We start from the raw sequence: 805 nt of genomic DNA, 5'->3' as shown, positions 1-805 counted from the left end.
TAATAAAAGATTTCACCATTTTTTAACCATCCAGTTGACTGTTATTTTCGCCATCCATTTTTAATTGGATGGTTAAAAATAAGGAGATGTGGATGGTGTCCAACAGCAAATAATGAGATATACTCTGTTGTAAATAAATTAGACTTCCTGTAAAGATACTAGCGGTTATTGTATTATAATTAGGGGAGACATGAATTTTTACATAAGATCATAATGAATGAAAGCGTACGATTTTCTTATTTCTTTACAAGTCAGATGAGCGCTTCTTGAGTGAGTATCTGGCGACCAAGTTTTGAGAAAGTCCTATTAAACAGTCATAAGTAAGATCTTATGAACTCAAATAAAAAAGATGAGGGGAATTTTAAAAATGGAATTTACAATGAAAAAAGAAGGCGGATATACTACTGACTTTTCATATGGACGGATTGATATTTCTGGTGACGGAGAAAATGGATTTAAACCCGTTGATCTTTTTGTTGCTTCTATCGCAGTTTGCAGCGGAGGAATGCTTCGTAAAATTTTTGATAAAATGAGAATTGATATAACTGATTTACACGTTGCGGCTGAAGGTGAACGTAATATGGAAGAAGCAGGACGATTTGAAAAAATCAATATTCACTTTCGTATTACAGGAAAAGATTTAAATACAGAGAAAGTCGAGAAAGCAATGGCACTCTCAAGAAAAAACTGTTCCATGACACAAAGTGTAATCGGAAATATAGAAGTTGCAGAAACATATGAAATTATTAGCGAGTGAAAAGAGGATGTCCCAAAAGGGTAAAAAGCAACCCTTTTGGGACATCCA

General features: G+C 33.8%; 1 protein-coding gene. It reads left to right on the top strand.

Translation table 11 applies throughout. The features are described 5' to 3' along the window. Positions 1-367: 367 nt before the first annotated feature. Positions 368-757 (top strand): OsmC family protein, encoded by a 390-nt coding sequence (locus tag BFA01S_RS21570; RefSeq protein WP_066235702.1) that lies wholly within the window; start codon positions 368-370, stop codon positions 755-757. The last annotated feature ends 48 nt before the right edge of the window (positions 758-805 follow it).

The sequence above is a fragment of the Metabacillus fastidiosus NBRC 101226 genome (assembly GCF_001591625.1).
GTDB lineage: Bacteria > Bacillota > Bacilli > Bacillales > Bacillaceae > Metabacillus > Metabacillus fastidiosus.
This window is presented reverse-complemented; position numbering and strand designations above follow the sequence as displayed.

Coding starts and splice junctions, on each gene's coding strand:
- BFA01S_RS21570 (WP_066235702.1), top strand. CDS start 368: ATGGAATTTACAATGAAAAAAGAAGGCGGATATACTACTGACTTTTCA.